The following is a 16,655-nucleotide window of genomic DNA, read 5'->3' as shown; positions in this document are numbered from 1 at the left end:
ATTCCCACTTATAGGATAGAATTATTCCCTACAAATTTAGTAAAAATGGGGGAATAGCCCTAGACTAACTATCTTCAACACTCGCATTTTCTACCGCATCTCTGCCAGCGCTAAAAATCTGTTTAACCGTTAAATTCAACTGCCCAAATGTGGGCGACAAAACCCGCTCTTTCCCTCTAAACAGACTGACTTGATACTCACCGTCAACCAACTGGTAAACAGAAAAAGTAGGTTGTTTGGGATTGCCAATATAGCGTCTGCCGCAAGTCCCAAATAGTCCGCAATCCACTATTCAGAAATTCTCAAAGGTTCGTAATCCACTAATTTGTAGCCGTAATCATCCCGCCAATTGGTACTGACCACTTCGACAATTAGCCGGACAGAACTACCCATTGTAATGATAGATTCCTTTTTCCATCTCGGTTCGCCGTCCGTCCCTTGCCTGTCCAAAACGATCGCATCCGGTTCGTAACCAGATAGCTCGTTATCAGCTTTGACAACGCATTCTTTGGGAACGAAGTAGGGCAGTTTCAGTCTCTCGATTTCAATCCCTAGCTTCAGGCAAAGGAAGCCGGCTACCTCTGAATGTTCTCCGGTGGCTTTAGGCATTTCAACAATAGTTCCATTGTGCAGTTCGTAACCGTTTACCGAATTTTCAGGATACCAGTCAATAAATTCATCGAAGGTGACTGGTTTTAATATCGCTTGAGTCATGGCGATCGCTCTTTATTTTATTTATAATATAATCCTGATATCTGTTATAGCATTTTGCTGTGTTATCAAACCGAGGTCGATCGCCAAAACAGCATTCGCTCGATCGACATTCCATCAATCCCAAATCAATCCCAAATCAATCCCAAATCAAAATCACTCCAAAATCAATCAATTCAAAATCAATCAATTCAAAATCTAAAATCTAAAATATATGCGATCGATCGACGAAATCAACGATAAAATCAGCCAGGGCAAAGCCACAGTCTGGACAATCGAAGAACTCAAAACAAGAGTTCAAGAAACCAGCATTACCCAAGCCGCCAAAGAAGTCGATGTGATTACCACCGGCACCTTCGAGCCGATGGAATCCTCCGGTGCAATCATCAACCTCGGCCATACCGACCCGCCCATAAAAATCCGCCAGTGCTGGCTAGACGGCGTTTTAGCCTACTCCGGCTTCGGGGCAGTAGACCTGTACCTGGGAGCCACCCAAGTAGCCGAAGACGGCGAAGAATCCCGCGAACGGGGCGGCGGACACGTCATCGAAGACCTGATTGCCGGGAAACCCGTGCAGTTGCGAGCCTTGGGGCAAGTAACAGACTGCTACCCCCGCGCCTCCTTTGAAACGACGATTACGCGCGATACAATAAACCAGTTTTATTTATTCAATCCCCGCAACGCATATCAAAACTTTATTGTTGGCGTCAACGGGGGCGATCGACCGCTGTTCACCTACCTCGGCCCCCTGCAACCAAACCTCGGCAACGCCGTCTACTCGAACCTTGGAGCCATGTCTCCCCTGCTCAACGACCCCGACCTCGAAATCATCGGCATCGGCACCCGCATCTTCCTAGGAGGCGCTCAGGGCTATATCACCTGGGAAGGAACCCAGCACTTCCCGCTGCAAAAACGCCAGCCCAACCGCACCCCCATCGGCCCGGCCGCTACCCTCGCACTAATCGGCGACGCCAAACAGATGAACTCCAAATGGGTGCGCGGGTGCTACTTCAAAAACTACGGCCCATCCCTGATGCTGGGAGTCGGCATCCCCTTTCCAGTCTTAAACGAAACAGTCGTCGCCCACTGTGCAGTATCAGACAAAAAAATAGTAGCGCCGGTGGTAGATTTCTCTATCCCCCGGCGCGTTCGTCCCACATTCGGTTTAGTCAGCTATGCTCAATTAAAGACTGGCCGCATTTTGATAGAGGGCAAACCTGTGCGGGCCGCCCCCCTTGCGAGTATGTTTCTCTCCCGGCAAGTAGCATTGGAATTGAAGCAGCAAATTGAAGCGGGTCAATTTACCCTCACGGCCCCAGTTGCTCCCCTACCCACCGACAGAGTATTTCTCCCGCAAGATTTGTGGGGTGCCCAAGTGAGGCTGGAATAGACAACTCCTAGACTAAATAAACTCACGAATTGTCATTGATGCGTCCAGGATTGACCCAATTTTCCCGCTTATCCTACCGTCTGAGAAACTGGCCGACAGCCAGACAATATCGAGTGCAAATTGACGACATTTCCGATTACTGCGATCGCAGGTGCTGCAAATCCGATCGCCTCAACTTGCTCTACAATTGTACCCAAAGTCCCGATCAATTCTTCTTGTTCCGGCCGCGTTCCCCAGCGCACTAAGGCTATGGGCGTTTCTGCACTCAATCCTGCATCTGTTAACTGGCCGATAATGTAAGGCAAATTGTGGATTCCCATGTATACTACAATGGTTTCCGAGCCGCGGGCGATCGCCTGCCAATTTACTTCCGGTCGATATTTTCCCGCTGATTCGTGACCGGTGACAAAGGTGACAGAGGAACTGTACGATCGATGTGTTAAAGGAATTCCCGCATAAGCAGGGGCCGCAATCCCAGAAGTTACGCCGGGGACGACTTCTACTGACACTCCAGCTTTTACCAACTCTTCCATTTCTTCGCCACCGCGGCCGAAGATAAACGGATCGCCGCCTTTGAGACGAACTACGATCGCATTATCTCCAGCTTTTTCTATCATTAACTGAGTTGTTTCGTCCTGCATTAACGAGTGACGGCCCTTGCGTTTTCCCGCATCAATTCGTTCTGCTTGGGGGTTGATTGCTGCCAAAATTTGAGGGCTGACTAAAGCGTCGTAAATCACCACATCGGCACACTCTAACAGAGCTTTTCCCTTCAAGGTCATCAAACCCGGATCTCCGGGCCCCGCACCTACTAAATACACTTTTCCTAAAGACATTTTTCTTTCTTCCTTTACCTCTTCTGTGCCTCTGGGGTTCATTTTTGAATTAAATTCCCAATTAAGTCTGCTAATTGTACACTTGCGCCTAGAGGATTTGCGAGATGAAGTTCCGCCGCAGGAAATTGCTGCTTTAGCTGTGCGACATTTTTGGCGATCGCATCTGTAATTCCTCCATTAAATAAGAAGTATGGCACAATCCCTATTTGCTGCTGTCCACCACGAACCAAACTGTCAATTTGCTCTGACAAACTCGGCTTGACCGACCAATAAGCTGTCAGCGCACCGAGTTTGCTGGCGATTTCCTCAACTGTCGAGTTACCTCCGGGCCGACGGCTGCCGTGAGATAATAAAATCCATTTTGGCAATAGCAGATTGGGGAGAAAAGTCACCTCTTCCATCTGACTTTTTACCAATTTTGTTAAGCCTGCTTCCTGGGAACCTAAATGCGGGCGCAATGCAATTTTTAGCTTGTCACCAAAAGTTTTTTGGGCAATTTCCACCTCTGCCGGTATGTCTTCGGCGACGTGAACTCCCGGCAATAAAAATACAGGCAGGATTTGCAATTCTGTCAGTCCCAGGGACAGGGTACGTTCGCCAAAACTGCAAATTTGTTCGTGCAGCGGTGCGGGCCCGAGTTCTAAGGTGGCGGTTGCTACTGCGGGGAACGAGTCAGCCAAATTTTGAGACAGCAGTTGACCTAGGTTTTCCAAAGCTAGTTGGGGTCTGGGGTCGCGGCTGCCGTGAGAAACTAATAAATAGGTCGATCGCAATTTCAATATAGATAGGATGTTAATGTTCGAGCCGAATTTCAAATAATTATAACACCGTAGGGCGCGTGACTTAAAAATTACTCAACACAAAAGTTCGATATCCTAGGGTGCGCGGCTTAAAAATTACTCAACACTGGGCTTAAAGTTTCTAAGCCGCACACCTTACAAAAGAAGGCGCGCGGCTTAAAAACTACTTAACACTGGGCTTAAATCTTTTAAGCCACCCCCCCTAAACAACTATCAAATTAAGCTTTTGGAGCGGGATCGGCGATGTACTGGAAAGTAGGTTCCGAGTTCCACGGCCCGCGTTCATCCTTGCCATTTGTGGACAAGTTAAAGTAGAGATCCACAGTGGAATCTGGCGGAATATTGCCGAACATCGGATCGGTGAGTTTGCCCAGCGCTTCCAGAGCTTTCATGAACATTTGAGTGTGAGAAATTTCGCGAGTCAGCAGAAACTGCAACGTCTTTTTCGTTCCCATATCCGGTGCTAGTTTAATCAACTCTTCGTAGGTTTGGCGAGCTCCTGCTTCCGCAGCGATATTAGCGCGCAAATCGCGCACCACCTCCCCGCCTTCGTTGATATAAGCAGCCGTCCAAGCTTGACCTTGGCTGTCTAACAAGTGTGGGCCTACGCCGCGCACCGCAAACAAAGTGCTTTTGTAAGCTTCTGTTTGGTCAGAGTTTTTGGTGTGCATTTCTATGAGTTGGCCCACCATTTCTAAGTGGCTGAATTCTTCTAGTGCAATATCTTGGAGCATATCCTTAATCCCTGCATCTTCACAGTGAAAGGACTGCACCCAGTATTGCAGAGCTGCTGTCAGTTCTCCGGTTGCTCCGCCAAACTGTTCTAGCAGCAATTGGGCAAAACGGGGATTGGGTTCGTCTACTGTCACCGCAGCCATTAATTGTTTTTTGTGAAAAAACATGGATCGATACCTCTTCTTTAATTCTGTTGTTACAGTCTCTGGATTGCAGACTTGTAGCTGTGTTCACCTTCACAATCCATTGTGCGACAAGCGATCGCACCGAGCCTCGGTCGATGGATACATCTAGCTCGACAAATTTCTCTGCTTTCAGGTAGAGTTTAAATATGAAATTTTACTTAGTGAGTCGGTAGACCAAATTACAATTTACAAGCTGCATTATTGTCGCACTCGGTTAATTTTGCTGACAGGGCATCGAGGTGTCGCAGCCACTGAATGCCGCCAACCCAACTGCGAGAGGGGAGGTGTCCGATTGGTGCTTGCTGACTAAATTTAATCTGCCCTAAAGTATTAGCAGAATTGTAGGTTTGCCAGTTGACCCGATCGCAAAATCTGATATAGTCTCCCTTAACGCTTTCATAAATCTGCTTTTGGACGCTGAAGCCAAACCGACCTTGACTGTAGTGCAGCCAAAGGCGATCGACTGTTTGCAAATCTTGGCAGGGGATCTGGTAAATTTGGCTAATTTCTAGCTGAGTTCCCGGTGGCTGGGAAAGAGATTGACACATCAAGCCCCAAGTTTCGCGATCGGCTTCTTTCCACTTTTTATTTGACAAAAAATCTCGCAATTTGGTATAATCAACTCCCCGTGCTGAAATCATGGTCGGATCGAGATTTGAAGTAACAGATAAGGAAAAAGTTTCTGCGGAATTGGCGACGGCATTTGTGGGTAAAATCCGAGAATCAGAAGTTGGTAGCGCGTTGATATCGGCAGAGTTGTCGCTATTATTAAGAGCAGGAGCGATCGGCATTTCGGACGAAAGCAAATTTTGATGGCGAATATCTAAAGCTGCTTTGATATCGTCCAAAGCTTCCGTAGCAAAACTGTACCGCTGAGTGAGACGAGTTTGCAGCAATTTATCTAAAATTTCGCCTAACTCGTTGCTCATACTCGTAGCTTTGGGGAGAAACTCTCGCCACCACCAGCGCTCGTTGTTGCAGTCGTACATATCCAAGGGAGGAACTTGCGTCATTAGGCGAATACAAGTAACCCCTAAACTGTAAAGGTCGCTAGCAGGAAATACTTTGCCACGCATTTGTTCGGGAGCTACATAATCTTGACTACCGATGAGCGTTGCTGAACGGAGGATTGCTGAATCAGTCAGCAGTTTGGCAATGCCGAAATCGATCAATACGAGTTTGTTGTCTGACTGTCGGCGGATAATATTTTCGGGTTTGATGTCGCGGTGAATGACGCGCTTGTCGTGGATAAATTGCAGCACGGGCAATAAGTCTTGCAGCAGTTGCCAAATTTGATTTTCATCGTAGACACTCTTGTCTAATTCTTGTTTAAGAGTCGATCCCTCTATAAACTCTTGAACTAAATAAATATGACCTTCTTGTTCAAAACAGGCTAATAATGTGGGGATTTGCGGGTGTTTTCCGAGTTCGTCTAAACGGACGGCTTCTTGGCGAAATAATTCAACGGCTTTGTTGAAAATTTCGGGGTCGCGGTCGTAAAAATAAAATTGCTTGACTGCACAGCGGGGTAGAGATGGGATGTCTTGATCAATTGCTAGGAAAGTTTTACCAAATCCGCCTCTACCTAAAAGTTCAATCGGGCGATATCGCTGTCTCAGCAACAGGTTAAAGCCGCAGTTTAAGCAAAATTTTGCGGTGTTGGAGTTTTGAGGATTTTGACATTGTGGGTTGATACAGTAGCTCATATGGATTTTAGATTTTGGATTTTAGATTTTAGATTGCGGACAAGACTTTTTTTTAAACGAACCGCGAAGACGCGAAGCGACGCGAAGGAAGAGGGAAAAGAGAAGAGAGAGAAGAGGGATGGTGGATAAGTCATGCGGTGTGGGATAAGCTGTCCCGCTTCTGGCGTTGTATTTTTCGGGCGGGCGGGACACCCCACAAGCATTTCATCTGAGATGTTGCACCATTCTCAATAAGGCTTTTAGGGGCGGGCTAGAAGAGCCCACCCTACAAGAAATTCATTCTTTGTGGAACAGGCATCTTGCCTGTTCTTGAGAATGGTGCCAGATGTGAGTTTTATCAAACAGGACTGTAAAATGTAGATGCGCCTGGGCTGATAAGGCTATTTTAATGCGCTGGATCGAATCGGGACGCTACCAGATCGGCCGAACCCACGCCACATGACTGCTGGGGGCGAGATAATTGCCGTTGGCGAAGCCCTCGAAGAGGCTCGCACAGGCCGATCGCACAGAGCGAAAATTGTGCTATAGTCTTACTGTGCTTGGAACTTGAGGCACAATCGATCTGTCCGGTTCAGGGACGCTCAGAAATATTTCAAAATATTTTTGCCTTACCCCTAGACTTGTGCTGAGATCTGATGCTATAGTTAAAACTGATACGGCGAGCGTAGCCAAGTGGTTAAGGCAGTGGTTTGTGGTACCACCATTCGTGGGTTCAAGTCCCATCGTTCGCCCTTTTGATTCTCAACTGTTTAATTCGATCGCCCGTCGCCTGTACGGTAATTTGCGATGGTCGTAGGGTGTGCAATGCACACCTTAATCTTTTTTGGGATGTAGCTGTTCTGTCGGCACAAGTTCCGATGTGCTAATCTTAAATCCAATCTAAAATCTAAAATCTAAAATCTAACATCAAAATATGCCATCTTTAGTAACAGAAGATTGGGGATATAAATTTAGTGGCGATCGCACAATTAATAAGTTTATTCGGGATATAGAAGGAGAAGCAGCTTTAGCGAAATATTGTGATTGGGAATGCCGAGAACGTGCGGAAATTCTGATGTCGGAGATAGCTGGCAAATCCCACAATCTTTTCTACGTGCGTCGGCAAAAGGTAAATGAGAGATTTTCCGAAGAAGAAATCTGGGAATTGCTGCTTGCTACGGATGGAGATGATTTTGAATTACCCCAATTGTTGGAAAAAGCCGATCGCACTTTACGCTTACTAGCAACTGTACGCTGTGAAGACGGAATCGGCGGTTTAAAACTGCTGGATGCTGGTTTGGTGGCGGTTCCCAGAGGAAGGAAAGATGGGTATTCTTTGCCGGTTCAGTTGCGACTTTTGGCTAACAGTAGATCGCCAATTCCTGCAAAGTCGATCGCCCGCGTCCAACAAATGCCATTTTGGGACGACAGACACATACCAACTACCGAACAGCTAAAAGTTTGGCACACTTTTTTAAATGTGGAAAAACGCATCGCGGAAGCGCGTCAATTTTGCGTACCTTTCCGAGGGCACAATTACGGTTCCGGCTTCAAAATCGTCACTTTTGAAATCGATCGTAATTCCGCAACTCTTGACGGCTACGAGGAAAATTCCTTAGAATTGGGCGACTTTCGCGACAGGCTGAAAAAAGCCAGAAATGAAGAAATTATCCTGTTTGATTCGCCGCCCGGAAGCAGAAGCAGCCGCGATGGCGAGACATTGGGTAGCATCGCCGAAATTGACTTTGAACATGGTAAATTACGCATTAAGTTAGATGTTGATTTGGGCGATCGCATGGCGGGCGGCAGATATCAACTGCCCAAACAAGGATTCTTGTATTTTGAGGCGGCGGGCGATATCAGTCAGATCGAACGCAAGAAAAAAGCTTTAAAAATGCTGACAGATGGTCGCGCTCAAAATCCTTATTTGAGTGAGTTTTTATTCGACTCTTCCCAGGCGAGAATACCCGAAAAACTGATTAAATTGGATCGGGAAAACTTATTAAATCGCAATGCTAATGAGGACCAACTTGCTGCCGTAGAAACGGTGCTTTCGGCGCGGGATTTAATTTTGATTCAAGGGCCGCCGGGAACGGGCAAAACGACTGTGATTGCGGAGATTTGCTATCAAATTGCCCGTCAGGGTGGCAAAACGCTCATTGCTTCGCAAGCAAATTTGGCTGTAGATAATGCTTTGAGTCGGTTAGTTCACAATCCGGCGATTCGGGCTTTGCGGAAGGGAAAAGCTCATAAGGTGCAGGAAGAAGGGCAGCCGTTTTTAGAGGAAAATGCGATCGGCACTTGGCTGCAAAATACGGCGACTGACTGCGAAGAAAAGCTCTCGCAGCGCCTGAATAATGTCAAATCTTTGCGGCAGTTGGTGGCAGAATCAGAGCGATTTACCGCCTACTGTGCGGCAGAGAGAGATTTTTTTAATGAACTCAAACACCTGCACGACAGTAAAGCAAGTATTGAGGAAAAGTGCAGCCAGCTAGCAGCAGCTTATGAAGTAATTTTAACCGAAAAAAGCGAGATTGAATCTGTGGCTTCGGGGCTAGAAAATCTGCTGGATGCGCCGCAAGTTAACTGGGAATCTCCAGAAGTGGCTGAGTTTATGCCCCGACTAAAACCCTATTCAGAAGGGAATGTTTTAGTAGAAAACTTTATGGCAAATGTTCGGATTGCCGCTAGCAATGCTATTCAAATAGGCTTCGATCGCCCTGCTTGCGGCGCGTTTGGGATTGGGGTTTGGCTGCAGGAAACTGTAGCAGCGCAAATATCGGAATTTAAGACGGCATTCGATCGCGCTGATGATGTTTGTCACGCTATGTCGGCGGTTGCGGAGTCGTTGCGGGTGTCGCGGCAGATGTCTGAGGCTGTGAATCAACTCGAATTGGGCGATCGGCAAAATCAGACACATCGCCACAATCTCGAACAGAAAATCAAGAATTTGGAACTGCGAAAAGCGGAAATTGCAGCCGTTGTCGTCGCCGTTGCACAGTGGATTGAGACAGCAGATACGGGACTTTATGAAGTCGTGAAAAATTGCTGGGAAACGGGCGCAATGCTCACGGATGATATGGTAGAATTGCCCGCAGGATTGCTGAAAATTGCCCGATCGCTCAAATTGCCGATCGTGCCGCCCAAATGCAAAATCAATTTACCCGATTTGGATCGGTTGCAAAAGGCGATATCCCACGAAGAAAGCGCAGGTTTTAAGGACTTACAAGGGCAACAGTTCCGGTTTAGCGAGTTTCTGCACCTAAATTTGAGTCAAACGCCGATCGTGCTCTCTGCGGGCGATCGTACACAGTGGCAGCAACTAGCTAAAGACTTCGCCAGCTACTCCCAAGTCAGCCAAAGTCAGCGCAAATTTATCATCGAAAAAGCAGCGACTTTCTTAGCTAGCATTCAACAATTTTATAGTGAATCCTTGCAGCCAAATAATATCCAGGCTACCTTCGATCGCCTAGTCAAAGAATTGCTGCACAGTATCCTCGCAAATGCGCGTCAGTGCGTGGTTCCCCTGAAAACCGAAACCGAACAGCAGCTTATCAAACAGCAACAGTTATTAGATAAAATCGGTCAAACCTTGAGCCAGCAGCAAATATCCGCCGCTAAACTTCAGGTAGAAACAGCGCAGCAAGAGGCCAACTTAAAAATTAGCGAAGTTACTAATTTGTTGCAAGCAATTGTCCAACAGCCAAATGTACCTGAAAAATTGCGAATTTTAGCCGAACAATATCTCGCCCAAAAATCGAATATTTGGGAACAACCGCAGCAGTTTGTCAAGCAAGTTGAGGCTTGGAAAGCCAGCACGATTCAGCTTGAAAAATTTATTGCTGACTTAGATCCTTTTGGCGTTTTGGAGACAATCAAAAACACTCTTGACGAGCATTTATCCCCGCTACAAACTGCGGCTGCAACTTCGCAGCAGCAACTCGCCGAACTTCAAACAGAATTGAGCAAAATTAACGCTCAACTGCAACAACAACAACCGACAGCGGCATTACTTGTTGAGAGAAATTGGTGGGAGTCAGCATGGCAAACTATCCCGACTCAATATCAGCCAGAAGTTCCGAATACAGGATTATTCAGCGTAGCTTTTTTAAACAAAATTAAGCGTCTCTTCAAAACTTGGCAGCGGAAATTAGAACAAGAAGAAACAGCGCTAAATCGTTCTCAAACGTTTGTGACAGATTGGATTCAAAAACTCCGCAATCCATCAGAAAAAGACCGCAACGATTTAAAGCAAATTTATATTGACAATGCCAACGTTATCGGCATTACTTGCGTGCAAGCTGCTAGCTTCGATTTTACTAAAAACTTTCCCAGCTTTGATGCCGTGATCATTGACGAAGTTAGCAAATGCACTCCCCCAGAGTTATTAATTCCCGCTTTGAAAGGCAGAAAGTTAGTATTAGTGGGCGATCACAGGCAATTGCCGCCGATGTTTAATCAAAGTACGATCGACGATATTGCCGAAGACATCGGCTGTACCGGAGACGAACTTAGCTTTATCAAAGAATCGCTGTTCAAAGTTTTGTTTGAAAATGCCAGCGACAGCATCAAAAAAATGCTGACAACTCAGTATCGAATGCACCCACAAATCATGGGCGCAATCAATCAGTTTTACCAGCAAAAACTCAACTGTGGCATTCAGGAAGCTGACACCAAGCGCGCCCACAACCTCGCAGGTAGAATCATTCAAGAAAATAATCATATTTTATGGGTGAAAACGCCGATCGGACAAGGGTTTGAAGAGGAAAAACAGGGTACTTCGCGGTTGAATGTCAAGGAGATTGATGCGATCGAGCGTTTGTGCGAACAAATGGAGACAGCTTGGCAGCCCAAAGTTGCCGACGGTGAACCGCCCAAAGAAATCGGAATTATCACTTTTTATGCGGCTCAATTAAATGCAATTAAAGACAGAATCGAAGGCGATAGATTCCCTGCTTTGAGTATCCGCACTGGTACGGTTGACATATTTCAAGGCATGGAAAGACCTGTAATTATTGTCAGCACAGTGTGCAATAATGTTAGGGGCGATATTGGATTTGCTAAGGAACCGGAACGGGTGAATGTGGCATTTTCCCGCGCTCAAGAATTGCTGGTAGTTGTCGGGTGCCACGATTTATTTACCCAACAAACAGGTACTGTCGGAAAAATGTATCAGGAAGTTTCAAAAACGGTGCGTCACTGCGGAGGTTTTGTAGATGTTTCTAGCGTCCTCAACTAAACTAATAGACTCGAATTTAAGTTCCTTAGCCGAACAGATTGAGCAACAAAATCCGGGTTTGTCAGTGTTGGCGGCGCGTCAATTTCGCTTCGCAATCCGGCAAACTCCGCTGGAGGTGGCGATTAGCGAACCGCGCCAGTTTAACGTGTTGGAAGAGTTCATTTTGCGGGCGGGCGTTGAGTTTGAACCTGCGCCAACTTTGAAGGAATTGGCGGATTTGCTGGGGTTGGACGAGATTTTTGTGAAGACTACGGCGGCGACTCTGGTTAGTTTGGAAAGCTTGGAGGTGGCTGAAAATGGGAAAATTGCGATCGCCCCTCAAGGCAGAGATTTTTTCGATAAAGGTGCGGTTAGTCGATCGCAAATTCAATCAATTTACGCCATTTCCGATCCGCTGAATCAAACTCTTACCTTTAAATTTGATGCTTTAGCCGCAGAATCGGTCAACTTACCCGATTTAGCAGATTTATTATCCCTCGAACATAAAATTAGCGACCTTGCGAATTTAACTCTAGCAGAAATCCAGCCGTTAATTCAAGATTCCGGCTTAGGAATTCACGCCCCACAAAACGGCAAAATTGTCTCTGCTTGCGATGTCGTCGGCGACGATTTAGATATTTGGCAAACAGTTTCGATTTTTGTGTTGCTAGATGCGATCGAAAATAAAACTACTATTCAAGTCCGACAGGGAAAGCAAATATTAGAAACAGCTTCAAACTTGCTAAACGAACTTGAATCGCAACAAAAACTTTCCTTGAACGACTTATGTAAAGTAACCCCAGACATCGCACAGGAAGAATCAGAGACAATCCCCGTCCAGAAAACTCCTAAAAAGCCATCTAAAAAGAAACCCAAGTAAACGATATGATGAGGACTCAAGTCCTGATTAACTTAAAAATTAAAACTATTTATACGATTAGTATTGTACCGATTGACAATATACCGCGATTTCGGTATAATTAATAGTTATTTGCAATCGCGCTGAGAATTTGTTTGTGTCTGCCAAAGATACTTTCCACGAATCCGTAAAACGAGCCCTTGAAAAAGAACAGTGGGTGATTACTGCCGATCCACTAAAGTTTAAGTTTGGCAATATTAAATTTCAGGTCGATTTGGGAGCAGAAAGGTTAGTCGCAGCGGAGCGAGGAGGGGAGAAAATTGCAGTCGAAATCAAAAGCTTCCTCAATCCTTCTGTAATTACAGACTTTTATGCTGCATTGGGACAATTTCTCAGTTATCGGCTAGGGCTGGCATCTGTGGAACCCAATCGGAAATTATACTTGGCAGTACCAATTGACGTGTATAGAACATTTTTTCAGTCTGAGTTTACTCAAGCTGCCGTACAACAGTATCAGGTATTGCTAATCGTATACGATGCAACAAATGAGGTAATTGTACAATGGACAAACTAGCTCAATATCGTCAGTACGTTCAGACATTAATGAGCCGTTATGCCGAAGATGATGTTTCAGATGATGAAGTCGAAGTGCAACTAATTTTAGACACAGAGCGAGATCATTATCAGTGGATGAATGTCGGCTGGGAACACTTAACCCGGATTTATCAAACCTTCATTCACATTGACATCAAAGATGGAAAAATCTGGCTTCAACAAAATTTGACTGAGGAAAATCCTGCGGAGGAATTAGTTGCAATGGGAGTACCGAGAGAGGATATTGTTTTGGGATTGCAACCCCCATACAAGCGGCCGTATACTGATTATGGTGTAGCGTAAAAGGTCAAGTTCAAAAAACCAAATACTCCGATTCCCAACTTCTTGAAGAAGTCGGGTATCTAATTCCCCCTACTAAGCATTAACGCATTTCAACATCCGCAAAGTAGCAGCCGCGTAATTCCGCTTTGCAGAATCATTCGGAGCAAACCGATCGCCAATTTCCTTAATAGCGGCAGCAACAGAACAATAAGAAGACATTTGAGTAATAATAGAAGCAACCCAATAATTCTGAATGTTTGAAAAAGTTTGAGACGGCTCTTTAGCAACTAAATTTGGCTGCATTCCCCGCGCCGACAAACCACATTCCGCCGCTCGACGGCGCACCGCCATCCATTCAGCGCGAGTGACGGGCTGCGTAGGTTTAAAAGTTCCATCTTGATAGCCGCTAACTATCTTGTTGTCCCGCGCAAATAGAACTTTTCCGGCACTCCAGCGGGAAATATCAACGTCGCTAAATGGACGGATAGAAACATGGCTAGGAAATGTGATATTAGCACCTTGTATTCATTTCAAAGATTCCCAAACTAAAGATACCAATTGCTCTCTGGTAACAGCAAGTTGCGGTCGAAAGGTATTATTTTGAGAAAACTGGGCTACAAACCCAAAGCCCACAGCTTCTTTAATTTCGGAAGCGTAGATATCATCGGTAGCTATCTCCGAATTGTAGAAAAGCCCGTATTGCCTACGGTATTGGTATTTCCTGCGGTATTTCCTGCGGTATTGGCTGCGGTATTGGTATTGGTATTGGCTGCGGTATTGGCTGCGGTATTGGCTGCGGCATCACTTCGGTATTGCCTCCGGTATTGCCAATTTCTTCCGGTGCGGGTTGATTGGTAGTGAAATAAAAGTGACCTAATGTGCGGCCTTGATAAGCTCTTTTACTCAAGCGCCAAGCAGGATCGAGAGTGATTTTCATGAATTCGTTAACATCGCCATTTGTGCGACCGATAATCACCGATTTACCTTGGTAATCTACCGGAGTTCCAATTAGTAGAACATTGCCATCAACACTTTCCAAAGTCAGGGTGTATTTTAATGCTAAATCGGTGCCGGCCATGCGAATTGAAAAGCCGTTGCTGTCTGTGGCGCGGCCACAAATACCGGTGAAATCAAAAGTAACTAATAATGGATCGACTTTCACGGGATCAGAGCCACTTTCGCTCCAGCATTTTCGCGTGTCAGATACCTGTTCTACAATTAGCAATTGGTAGCCGCCGAAAGGGCGGGGTTGGGCGATGACAATTACTCGGTCTTGGTTAATGTCGGTTTCGTCAAAAGTAAATGCTTTAGCCGAACCGATCGCGCCAAGTGTTAAAATTGCTGAACCTGCCAGTGCGGCCAATGTTCGTACAAGTGAATGTTTCATGATTTTTCCCTATTGGCTCCTTATTGTGATGAGACTTATCTAGAATATAAAAAAGTCGCCCTCTTCCAACAACAAGATAGAATTTTACCATCTCTTGTTCCGGTGGTACCAAGTGCGATCGATCGCCGATCGTCACATTGGTTCGTAGTGAAAACTCAAGTCCGAGCGAATTTTATGAGGACTTGAGTCCTCCCTACAAAGTTATAGCCGTTATTTTACCGAGGAACTTGATAAGCTGTTCGACCTCTAAATTGTATTTTCCGGGCGGGCGGGACCCCCACTCCACAAGAATTTGATGGGAGTTAACAGTAAAATTTAGATGCGCCGGGCTTATTACTTGCGGGAAACGATCGCACTATTCACAAAAAAAACGGTGCGTTACACTCTTGTTAACGCACCCTAAAACAAACATTCAAAAAGTGTCTTTGCCCTCTAGCGGAACATACTGCTAACAGAACTATCTTCGTGAATCCGCCAAATAGTTTCTCCGAGCAAATTGGCTACCGAAAGCACCGTCAACTGCTTAAAACGGTTCTCTTCCGGCACAGGAATTGTATTCGTAACAATTACCTCTTCCAAAACCCCGCTAGACAAACGCTCGATCGCCGGAGGCGAAAACACCGCATGAGTAGCACAAGCATAAACCTGCCTCGCACCCTCGCGGCGCAACAATCGGGCGCCCTCAGAAATCGTGCCGGCAGTATCGATCATGTCGTCCACCAACACGGCTGTTTTGCCCCTGACATCACCGATGAGGTTCATCACTTCTGCCACGTTGTGAGCTTGGCGGCGCTTGTCAATAATTGCCAGGGGAGCATCACCAAGCTTTTTGGCAAAAGCTCTCGCCCTAGCGACTCCGCCAACATCCGGCGAAACCACAACAATATCCGTCAATTGCTTGCTCGCCAGATAATCCAAAAGCACCGGCGAACCGTAAACGTGATCGAAAGGAATGTCAAAATAACCTTGAATCTGAGCCGAGTGCAAATCCATCGCCAAAATGCGACCGGCCCCAGCTTCCGTAATCAAATTAGCCACTAATTTTGCAGTAATCGACTCTCTTCCGGCCGTTTTGCGGTCAGCCCTAGCATATCCGTAATAGGGAATGACGGCAGTAATTTGTCTGGCCGAAGCGCGGCGACAAGCATCGATCATAATTAACAATTCCATGAGGCGATCGTTTACCGGACAGCAAGTTGGCTGAATCAAGTAAACATCGCAACCCCGAATCGATTCTTGAATTTGAACGTAGAGTTCCCCATCAGCAAACCGCTTGCGAACCATCGGCCCCAAATCAATCCCCAGATAGCGAGCCACCTCTTGGGCGAGGGGAACATTAGCAGAACCGGAGAACAGCCGCAGACGGTCATGAGCGGAAACCGGCGGCTCGGGAAGCGGAAGCGGTAAAGTAGCAGAACGGATCACAGCAGGCCTCTTGCAGGACGTTTATTCCATCGCTATCTTACCATCTGAAACTAGAAATATTCAGCCAAATTTTTGAGAGATTTAAATTTCGGGGCGGCCACAAGTGTTAAATTAGGCGAACTGAATAGGACTTGCAGAAGTATGTCCAAGAAACCGGGTTTCTACCCCACATTCGGCATCGTTAACGGTCACAATCGGTTTTTACTTATTTTTATCCAGCAATAAAACTATGAATTATACTTGGATACCGTAGATTAACGTAGATTTTTTTTTAAAGGCATAATTTATTACTTTAAAGCCCACATTCGGCATCTTCAAGGGTCACAATCGGTTTTTACTTATTCTGATCCAGCACTAAAACTCTAAAAATTATACTAAAATACCGTATATTAACGGATAAATTACTTTTTAAAGGCATATTTAATTACTTTAAAAATAGTGTTTTCTGCGTAATTATGCTGTGTGACACCCCAGGGTGCAACATCTCACTTAAACAGTCCTCGACGCAGGTACTACGATTTTCTGTCAGAAGAGAACGTAGTGAAGGA

14 protein-coding genes, 1 tRNA gene and 2 pseudogenes are annotated in these 16,655 nt (G+C 45.9%); 7 read left to right on the top strand and 10 right to left on the bottom strand.

Going from position 1 to position 16,655, the window contains the following annotated elements:
• Positions 1–64: 64 nt before the first annotated feature.
• Positions 65–714, bottom strand: a pseudogene (locus QUA43_RS18795) (Uma2 family endonuclease).
• Between the two features lie 211 nt (positions 715–925).
• Here QUA43_RS18795 and QUA43_RS18790 point away from each other — a divergent pair.
• Positions 926–2,101: a homocysteine biosynthesis protein gene (locus tag QUA43_RS18790; RefSeq protein WP_333036886.1), complete on the top strand. Its 1,176-nt coding sequence runs from the start codon at positions 926–928 to the stop codon at positions 2,099–2,101.
• Between the two features lie 68 nt (positions 2,102–2,169).
• Here the strand turns inward: QUA43_RS18790 and cobA are convergent, their stop codons facing one another.
• The 4 genes from cobA to QUA43_RS18770 form a co-directional block, all read right to left on the bottom strand.
• Positions 2,170–2,979, bottom strand: a complete 810-nt coding sequence (gene cobA, locus QUA43_RS18785; RefSeq protein WP_333375834.1) for a uroporphyrinogen-III C-methyltransferase — start codon at positions 2,977–2,979, stop codon at positions 2,170–2,172.
• A complete protein-coding gene (locus tag QUA43_RS18780) occupies positions 2,976–3,710 on the bottom strand; it encodes a sirohydrochlorin chelatase (RefSeq protein WP_333375833.1) in 735 nt (244 codons plus the stop codon). The genes cobA and QUA43_RS18780 overlap by 4 nt, the downstream gene beginning before the upstream one ends.
• A gap of 245 nt (positions 3,711–3,955) precedes the next feature.
• Entirely contained in the window at positions 3,956–4,639 is a 684-nt protein-coding gene (locus tag QUA43_RS18775; RefSeq protein ID WP_333375832.1) for a manganese catalase family protein, read from the bottom strand.
• Positions 4,640–4,836: 197 nt separating this feature from the next.
• Complete coding sequence (locus QUA43_RS18770; protein WP_333375831.1) at positions 4,837–6,363, bottom strand: serine/threonine-protein kinase; 1,527 nt, start codon at positions 6,361–6,363, stop codon at positions 4,837–4,839.
• A gap of 658 nt (positions 6,364–7,021) precedes the next feature.
• Here QUA43_RS18770 and QUA43_RS18765 point away from each other — a divergent pair.
• From QUA43_RS18765 to QUA43_RS18745, 5 genes are all read left to right on the top strand, one after another.
• Positions 7,022–7,094 (top strand) — tRNA-His (locus QUA43_RS18765).
• Positions 7,095–7,276: 182 nt separating this feature from the next.
• Positions 7,277–11,581 (top strand): AAA domain-containing protein, encoded by a 4,305-nt coding sequence (locus QUA43_RS18760; protein WP_333375830.1) that lies wholly within the window; start codon positions 7,277–7,279, stop codon positions 11,579–11,581.
• A complete protein-coding gene (locus QUA43_RS18755; RefSeq protein WP_333375829.1) occupies positions 11,559–12,440 on the top strand; it encodes a hypothetical protein in 882 nt (293 codons plus the stop codon). Before QUA43_RS18760 ends, QUA43_RS18755 begins: the two co-directional genes overlap by 23 nt.
• Positions 12,441–12,576: 136 nt before the next feature.
• Positions 12,577–12,993: a XisH family protein gene (locus QUA43_RS18750; protein WP_333375828.1), complete on the top strand. Its 417-nt coding sequence runs from the start codon at positions 12,577–12,579 to the stop codon at positions 12,991–12,993.
• On the top strand, positions 12,981–13,316 hold the full coding sequence (locus QUA43_RS18745) for a XisI protein (protein ID WP_333375827.1): 336 nt from the start codon (positions 12,981–12,983) through the stop codon (positions 13,314–13,316). The genes QUA43_RS18750 and QUA43_RS18745 overlap by 13 nt, the downstream gene beginning before the upstream one ends.
• A gap of 72 nt (positions 13,317–13,388) precedes the next feature.
• Here QUA43_RS18745 and QUA43_RS18740 read toward each other — a convergent pair whose 3' ends face one another.
• From QUA43_RS18740 to QUA43_RS18725, 4 genes and pseudogenes are all read right to left on the bottom strand, one after another.
• Positions 13,389–13,646 carry a hypothetical protein gene (locus QUA43_RS18740; RefSeq protein WP_333375826.1) on the bottom strand — a complete coding sequence of 86 codons (258 nt, stop codon included), beginning with the start codon at positions 13,644–13,646 and terminating at the stop codon, positions 13,389–13,391.
• 63 nt (positions 13,647–13,709) lie between these two features.
• Positions 13,710–13,757: pseudogene (locus QUA43_RS30890) on the bottom strand (hypothetical protein); the annotation flags it as partial.
• A gap of 63 nt (positions 13,758–13,820) precedes the next feature.
• A complete protein-coding gene (locus tag QUA43_RS18730; RefSeq protein ID WP_445301982.1) occupies positions 13,821–13,928 on the bottom strand; it encodes a hypothetical protein in 108 nt (35 codons plus the stop codon).
• Positions 13,929–13,998: 70 nt separating this feature from the next.
• On the bottom strand, positions 13,999–14,682 hold the full coding sequence (locus QUA43_RS18725; RefSeq protein WP_333375825.1) for a DUF3747 domain-containing protein: 684 nt from the start codon (positions 14,680–14,682) through the stop codon (positions 13,999–14,001).
• Here QUA43_RS18725 and QUA43_RS18720 point away from each other — a divergent pair.
• Positions 14,674–14,868: a hypothetical protein gene (locus tag QUA43_RS18720; protein WP_333375824.1), complete on the top strand. Its 195-nt coding sequence runs from the start codon at positions 14,674–14,676 to the stop codon at positions 14,866–14,868. The genes QUA43_RS18725 and QUA43_RS18720 overlap by 9 nt on opposite strands.
• Positions 14,869–15,114: 246 nt before the next feature.
• Here the strand turns inward: QUA43_RS18720 and QUA43_RS18715 are convergent, their stop codons facing one another.
• Complete coding sequence (locus QUA43_RS18715) at positions 15,115–16,107, bottom strand: ribose-phosphate pyrophosphokinase (protein WP_006635514.1); 993 nt, start codon at positions 16,105–16,107, stop codon at positions 15,115–15,117.
• Between the last annotated feature and the right edge of the window lie 548 nt (positions 16,108–16,655).

Origin of the sequence: Microcoleus sp. N9_B4 (assembly GCF_036701635.1) — a bacterium.
GTDB lineage: Bacteria > Cyanobacteriota > Cyanobacteriia > Cyanobacteriales > Microcoleaceae > Microcoleus.
Note: the sequence above shows the minus strand (reverse complement) of the source record. Positions and strands in the feature narration are given on the sequence as shown.